Origin of the sequence: Sphingobium sp. IP1 (assembly GCF_002708645.1) — a bacterium.
Classification (GTDB): domain Bacteria; phylum Pseudomonadota; class Alphaproteobacteria; order Sphingomonadales; family Sphingomonadaceae; genus Sphingobium; species Sphingobium yanoikuyae.
Window position 1 is genome coordinate 1 of the sequence record NZ_NOIW01000172.1, and the last position, 6880, is coordinate 6880.

Consider the following 6880-nt stretch of genomic DNA (forward strand, 5'->3'; position numbering starts at 1 on the left):
GAAAGCCGGGCTGTGATTCCGGCGGGGTCGTTTACTCATCGCTACTCCTGTCACGCGGCCATCCTGGCCGCCGTCAGGCAGAAAATCCACTTATCCTGCTGTCCAGATTCTCCAGGCCACCTCTATCCGACGCTACCTGCGGGGCACGATTGTCGCTTCCGTTCTCCTGAGCGGCGCCTTTGGAGGGTGGGGGCTTCTGCTTCTGAGCGAAACGGACCCCTCGCGAAGCGCCGCAATCGCGCTTTACGTCTTCGTGGGCGCGATTAGCTGCTGCTACTGCCTGCAGGCTTTCCCGGTGGCCGGGTGGTTCGTCCTGCTTTTTGGTGCGCTACCCGTCACGATAAAGCTGCTGTTGTCAAAGGACTGGTACCTTGTCGCCACGGGCGTGGACTTCCTGGTCGCCGGCGGTGTTATCCTGCGCTCGCTGGCAAACAGCCATACGGGCTTCGTCCAGCTGCTGCAGTCGCGCATCGAGATGAGCAGCCTGATCGCCGCCCTCAAACGAAGTCAGGAGCATTACCGCTACTCCGTCGAACTCAACCCGCAGATACCCTGGCTCAGCGACGCTGGCGGGGCGCTGACCGAGCTCAGCCCACGATGGTGCGAGTTGACGGGAATTTCCCTCCGCGACGGCCTGGGCTGGGGCTGGCTGCAAGTCGTTCACCCGGACGATCTGGAGGACCTACAGATCGCCTGGTTGGCGGCCCTGAACCAGGAACATGGAGAACCTGCAGACGCGCGCTACCGCCTACGGCTCACGGACGGGTCCTTCCGCTGGTTTCGCGCTCGCGCCTTTCCCCGGCGCGGTGAGGATGGCAAGGTCATCGCCTGGTACGGCAACCTAGAGGACATCGACGACCAGGTCGTCGCAGAACTGGCCCTGCAGGAAAGTGAGGAGCGCTACCGGCTAGCCTCGCAGGCCGCCAACGACATCATCTGGGACCTGTCGCTCGAACGCAATCACATCGACTGGAGCAGCGCAGCCGCGACCGTGCTCGGCTATCCGGGAATGCTTATGGGCACCACCCGCGACTGGTGGGTGGAACGCATCCACCCCGAGGATCGCGAGCAGGTCCTGACGAAGCTGAGCAGCGCCCTTCGCGCGGGCCTCTCGCACTGGGTCGAGGAATTCCGCGCCATCGCTGCCAACGGCGCTGAACTACACCTTATTTCGCACGGCTACGTGGTGCGAGACGGCGAGGGTAAACCCACGCGCGTCATCGGATCGCTCCAGGATGTCACTCGCCAGAAGCTGTACGAAGCGAAGCTGGAGTGGGCGGCGCACTACGACGCGTTGACTGAGCTGCCTAACCGGGTGATGTTCAACGAGCGTCTGGAGGCGGCGTTAAAGCAGGCCGAAGAAACCGGCCGCAAGGCCCTGCTGGTGGTCCTCGACATCGACCGCTTCAAAGCGATCAATGACGACTGGGGGCATGACGCAGGCGATGCGCTGCTGCAGGAGGTGGCTTCGCGCTTGCGCCGGATGCTTCCTGAAGGAAGCACGGCGGCACGTCTAGGAGGGGATGAATTCGCGATCATCCTGCCCGACATTAAACCCGGCTCCGCCGTCGAACTGGTAGTAGAGCAGTTGCTTTCAGACATCATGGGTCCGGCCAAATTCGAGGGCCGGCAGTTCGACATCAGCGTGAGCGCAGGTGCGGCACTGGGCCTTGCCGACGGTAGGACCACGCGCGAAATGCACAAGAGTGCGGACCTTGCTCTCTACGCCGCCAAGAAGGACGGCGTGGGACGTCTGCGCTGGTTCCGGAATGAACTTCGCGAAGCTGCCAGACGTGAAACGCTGATGCTCCACGATGCGCGCACCGCACTGAGCGAAGACCGCATCATTCCGTATTATCAGCCAAAAATATGCCTGCGGACCGGCGCCTGCGTCGGTTTCGAAGCCCTGCTGCGCTGGCACCACCGGTACGGGCTGCGCCCGCCTGCCTCGATTGCGGCGGCTCTGGAGGACCCCGGTCTTTCGGTCCAACTGACCGATCGCATGCTCGATCGGGTCATAGGAGATGTCCTGTACTGGCGAGATATCGGGGTCGATGTGGGCCTTGTCGCCATTAACGGTTCTGCAGGCGATTTTCGCCAAGGTGACTTCGCCGATCGCATCCTCGGCAGGCTCAGCAAGGCGGGTCTACCAGCGTCCATCATAGAGCTGGAAGTGACAGAGACCGTCTTTGTCAGCCAGCACGTCAAGAATGTCGAAGACATTCTCAACTCCCTTTCGCAGGCTGGCGCAACCATTGCCTTGGATGATTTCGGCACCGGCTATGCATCGCTGACGCACCTCAAACAGTTCCCCGTCGATACGATCAAGATCGATCGATCCTTCATATCTCGCACTGGCAAGGCGCAACCGGAAGATAATGCAATAGTCCGCGCGGTGATCGGCCTTGCCAAAAGCCTTGGCATTAGCACCGTGGCGGAAGGGATCGAAACCCCGGAACAGGCCGCACGCCTGGCGAAGGAGGGGTGTGACCTAGGCCAGGGTTTTCTGTTCGGCCGGCCAATGCCCGCCAGCAAAGTGGCCGATGTCCTGACTTCCTGGGATCCTACTTCCGTGCGAGCTGTGATTGATGGAAGATCAGCACTGTAGATGAGCGATCTACGCCTATCTAGAAACAAGCTGAAATGAGGCAGGTAGCAAGCTGGCGTCAGGGAATCCGAGACGGAAGCATAAGCGGCATTTGCGACCGGTTTCTCGCGATCAGACCAGCAGGATGAATGGCTGACCGGGGGTCGATTTAGGCGCGAAAAGTGTCGGCTTTGAAACATGGAAGCCGACAGGACAGCGGCTATTGCTTCAGCATGATGGTGACAAGCAAGGCTGATTCATCAAGCGAGTGAACGGCATGGGGACTGTCAGGAATTTCGTGTGCGGCGAGGCGGTTGACCATCAGGCCGTCATGGCCCTGATGAAACGTTCGCCGAAGAGCACGGCAAATTGCGCCTTCGCCATGTTCCATTCGCGCGGCGGCATTTTCCACTCTTTTTCCGATCGGTTCAAGATCAGATAGAGCAGTTTGGTGGCCGCCTCGTCATTGGGGAAATGGCCCCGCGCACGAACAGCGCGACGAAGCTTGGAGTTCAAGGCTTCTATCGAATTTGTGGTGTAGACGATCCGCCTGACCTCATCAGGAAAGGCGAAAAATGGGATGACCTCGGGCCATGCCCGGCGCCAACTCTGGCCGATGGCGGGGTAGCGCTGCCCCCAGAAGCTGGCCTCGAAGGCCGTCAGCGCCTCCTCGGCGGCCGCGGCATCGACGGCACGGTAGATGGCCTTCAGGGCCGTTCCGAGCGCCTTACGGTCTTTCCACGCCACAAAATCCATCGAGTTGCGCAGCAGATGGACAATGCACGTCTGAACCATCGCTTCGGGGAAGACCGCAGTGATAGCGTCGGGAAAGCCCTTGAGGCCATCGACGACGGCCAGCATGATGTCCTCGACGCCGCGGTTGCGCAGTTCATTCATGACGCGCAGCCAGAATTTGGCGCCTTCATTCTGTTCCAGCCATAGCCCCAAGACCACCTTGGTGCCGTCGGCCATGACGCCCAGTGCGATGTGGATAGCTTTATTGCGGACCATGCCCTCATCGCGGATCTTGACCCGGATCGCATCGAAGAAGACCAGCGGATAGGCCGGGTCCAGCGGGCGTTGCTGCCAGGCCGCGACTTCCTTCAGCACAGCGTCCGTGATCGTGCTGATCAGATCGGGCGAAGCATCAATGCCATATAGTTCGCGCAGATGGCCCGTGATCTCCCGGGTGCTCATGCCGCGCGCATACATCGAGATGATCTTGTCGTCGAAGCCGGGGAAGCGCCGCTGGTATTTGGCGATCAGCTGCGGATCGAAACTGCCGGCCCGATCGCGCGGCACCTCGATCTCGATCCGCCCGCTGTCGGTCGCCACCGTCTTGCGACCATAGCCATTGCGGTTGTTGCCGACTTGGTCATCGTGCCCGAGATGATGATTCATCTCCGCGATGAGGGCCCGTTCGGCAAAAGCCTTCTTCAGGGAATCGAGTAAGCCGCCCGGGCTGAGCGCCGCCGCCGCGTCAGTGCCGGTCAGCAACTGATCGAGAATGTCGTTCGGTATCGAGGGTTCTTTCCGTCGTGACATATTGGGTCTCCTTGTTGCCCATTATGCCTCACCGCACACGAAATTCCTGATAGTCCCCGGCATGCTGCTGGCCTTGATTAAGGTAGAGCCAGTCCCCTTCGCTCATGGTCTCCTTTCGGTCGTCCAGGCTAATCTCGACCGACCCACGCAAACATAGGACCGTGGCGTAGCCGGGCACCTGGTGCGCTGGAATATTCTCGCCGCTTTTCAGTGATACGCGAAGCGCCGTAAACTGGCTTGTTTTCACGAGGGCAACGCGGCTAACTTCTTCGCTTCCTTCCATTCCGGAAGCGAGATTCACAATTTCGTTCGGCTTCACATGTTTCAACGCCATCGTCGTCTCCTTGGGTCATTTCCGCGCTGGTCTCTGGCTTATCCATGCAGGAGGGTCACTAGCGGGGAAGGACTCTAATGATGCCTGGCCCACTGCATCCCAGACCGCACCTTGTCTGTTTAGCTCGCTGGTCCGAGCTCTCACTGCCGCTTCTATCTCCCGATGCGTGCCGGATTTCGTGCCCTCGATGGCATCTTCAATATCCGTCGCGCACGAGCATATCGTTTCACCAATGGCTTTCTCAACGTCGGAGTCGAGTGTCTCACCCGGTTTCTCCTGCCAGAGTTTGTGAGCAAGCTGTACCGCCTCTTCGATGGCCTCTGGAGATATCGGATCATCATATTCGCGCGGCATCTGAAGTCCCTTCTGATTACGACAAGGGAAGGTAGTCTGCTTGTTTCGAACAAGCCATCCGTCGTGCGATAAAACCCGATCGTCCCTGCCTTTCTTGTGACGAACTCTGAAGCGCCCCTGGTGTTCGAAGGCTCCCTACCGAGTGGCAGGGACGGTTCACGTCAGCCGGATCTTGCGGGTTGGAATCCCTTCCCGATCACCGCCGCTTCAACCCAGCTACGCGTTTGAACGCCGGCTGAAGCATTATGCGTGACAAGATCAAACCCCTGGTCATGGCGGGGTCCGTGAGCTTAGGGTGGTGGAGCGACAGAATAGGAAACCTACCCCTAGGCCTAATCGTTTCGTTGCCAACTCTGCAAGGGAGCACTTCAGTATGTCCAAACCACTGTCCCCCGAAACCATGGCCTTGGTGAAGGCAACGGCTCCAGCGCTCCAGCAGCATGGCGTGGATATCACCACGCGCATGTACCAGCGCCTCTTCGTCGATCCCGAGATCAAGGCTTTGTTCGACATGGCCGCTCACGAATCTGGCGCTCAGCCGAAGCGCCTTGCCGCGGCGATCCTCGCCTTTGCTCAGAACGTCGACAAGCTGGATGCACTAAAGCCCGCTATCGAACGGATTGCCGCACGCCACGTTCAGACCCACATCAAGCCTGATCACTATCCTGCTGTAGCTAACGCGCTCCTTCCAGCGATCCGTGACGTATTGGGAGAGGCTGCAACCGACGATATTCTGAATGCATGGGGCGAGGCCTATTGGTTCCTCGCGGACATCCTCATCAACCGCGAGGTGGAGCTTTACGAAGGACAAGTGGCGTGACCACTAAAGCCCCAGGCCTTCCTGAGGGGCTGCAATTATACAAGCGCACCGACACTTTCTCTGAGGAGACCACTCCCAAAGGGCTGCTCAATGTTCATTCAACCAAGGACGGGTATGGGGAGTCATCACGGTTGAAAGCGGTAGCCTGAGATACAGAGTGACGGATAACCGACGAGAGCCATTCGAGAAGGTGCTCACACCGGAAGACTCGCCCGGAGTCGTTGAGCCAACTATCCAGTATAACGTGACACCGCTCGGATCAGTCTGCTTCCATGTCGCATTCTATCGTGCAGCGAGGTAGGGAAAAAGCCAAAGCTGAGCTGCCCGCGCCCCGCTGATAAGGCAGATTCAGCTTTAGGCTATAACTGCCACTCTCAGCCGACCGCAAAACCTAGTCAGTTATTCAGTGATCCTCTTCGGCTTAAGGTCAACGACAAGTCTGCGTTGGCTTGACGGTGTGATCCACCGAATGCACGACAAACAGGTGTTTCCCGACGCCCTCAGCCCTTAGACCCCATGACTGCCCGAGCCTCGGAGGCTCGAATCTGAGATGCTGATGATGGATTTTTCAGCAGCGGAGGCGAGTCATGACGGAGGCAGTGAAATACGTTGGTCTGGACGTGCATAAGGAAACCATTGCGGTCGCTGTTGCCGATGGACAGCGCGGAGGCGAGGTGCGTTTCATCGGAACAGTCGCCAACGAGGACGATGCGGTCAGAAGGCTGGTCAAGCGACTAACGGGACCGGGCGTTACGTTGAACGTCTGCTACGAAGCTGGTCCCTGTGGCTATGGCCTGCATCGGCTGCTGACGAAGCTGGGGCAGGATTGCATTGTCATCGCCCCCTCAATGATGCCGCGACGCCCGGGCGACCATGTGAAGACGGACCGACGTGACGCGATGACACTGGCGCGGCTGCTACGCGCCGGCGAACTCACCGCGATCTGGGTGCCGGACGAAGCGCATGAGGCGGTACGCGATCTCATCCGCGCTCGGCGAAATGCGCAGGACGATGCCATCGGGGCCAAGCAAACGGTGCGCAGCTTCCTGTTGCGTCATGATCGTCGTTTCGGCGGCAAGGCGGCCTGGACGAAAATGTACTGGCGGTGGTTGTCTGCCGATTCCGATGAAGCCGCCCCTCGTTTCCGAGATGATTGCGCCCCTTCGTTCCGAGATGATGTCGCCCCCCCGGAGACAGGGCCGTGCTGGCTACGTCTGTTGTTATTTCGTTCGTGCCGGTC

The 6880-nt window shown here is 59.5% G+C and carries 7 protein-coding genes; 4 read left to right on the top strand and 3 right to left on the bottom strand.

Annotated elements, in window-relative coordinates:
- The first annotated feature begins 295 nt into the window (after positions 1 to 295).
- Positions 296 to 2608: a bifunctional diguanylate cyclase/phosphodiesterase gene (locus CG471_RS28310; protein ID WP_180275825.1), complete on the top strand. Its 2313-nt coding sequence runs from the start codon at positions 296 to 298 to the stop codon at positions 2606 to 2608.
- 300 nt (positions 2609 to 2908) lie between these two features.
- Here the strand turns inward: CG471_RS28310 and CG471_RS28315 are convergent, their stop codons facing one another.
- The 3 genes from CG471_RS28315 to CG471_RS28325 are packed head-to-tail and all read right to left on the bottom strand — an operon-like array spanning position 2909 to position 4820.
- A complete protein-coding gene (locus CG471_RS28315; RefSeq protein ID WP_099234490.1) occupies positions 2909 to 4132 on the bottom strand; it encodes an IS256 family transposase in 1224 nt (407 codons plus the stop codon).
- Positions 4133 to 4160: 28 nt separating this feature from the next.
- Positions 4161 to 4466 carry a cupin domain-containing protein gene (locus CG471_RS28320; RefSeq protein ID WP_099234491.1) on the bottom strand — a complete coding sequence of 102 codons (306 nt, stop codon included), beginning with the start codon at positions 4464 to 4466 and terminating at the stop codon, positions 4161 to 4163.
- A 15-nt stretch (positions 4467 to 4481) separates the two neighbouring features.
- Positions 4482 to 4820, bottom strand: a complete 339-nt coding sequence (locus tag CG471_RS28325; protein WP_099234492.1) for a hypothetical protein — start codon at positions 4818 to 4820, stop codon at positions 4482 to 4484.
- Positions 4821 to 5193: 373 nt separating this feature from the next.
- Here CG471_RS28325 and CG471_RS28330 point away from each other — a divergent pair, with 373 nt between their 5' ends.
- From CG471_RS28330 to CG471_RS28340, 3 genes are all read left to right on the top strand, one after another.
- On the top strand, positions 5194 to 5640 hold the full coding sequence (locus CG471_RS28330) for a globin domain-containing protein (RefSeq protein WP_043150706.1): 447 nt from the start codon (positions 5194 to 5196) through the stop codon (positions 5638 to 5640).
- A gap of 157 nt (positions 5641 to 5797) precedes the next feature.
- Positions 5798 to 5941 (top strand): hypothetical protein, encoded by a 144-nt coding sequence (locus tag CG471_RS31580; RefSeq protein WP_234831532.1) that lies wholly within the window; start codon positions 5798 to 5800, stop codon positions 5939 to 5941.
- Between the two features lie 286 nt (positions 5942 to 6227).
- Positions 6228 to 6880 (top strand): transposase (locus CG471_RS28340; RefSeq protein ID WP_257211723.1); only part of this gene is annotated, 653 nt, incomplete at its 3' end.

Coding starts and splice junctions, on each gene's coding strand:
- CG471_RS28315 (WP_099234490.1), bottom strand. CDS start 4,132: ATGTCACGACGGAAAGAACCCTCGATACCGAACGACATTCTCGATCAG.
- CG471_RS28320 (WP_099234491.1), bottom strand. CDS start 4,466: ATGGCGTTGAAACATGTGAAGCCGAACGAAATTGTGAATCTCGCTTCC.
- CG471_RS28325 (WP_099234492.1), bottom strand. CDS start 4,820: ATGCCGCGCGAATATGATGATCCGATATCTCCAGAGGCCATCGAAGAG.
- CG471_RS28330 (WP_043150706.1), top strand. CDS start 5,194: ATGTCCAAACCACTGTCCCCCGAAACCATGGCCTTGGTGAAGGCAACG.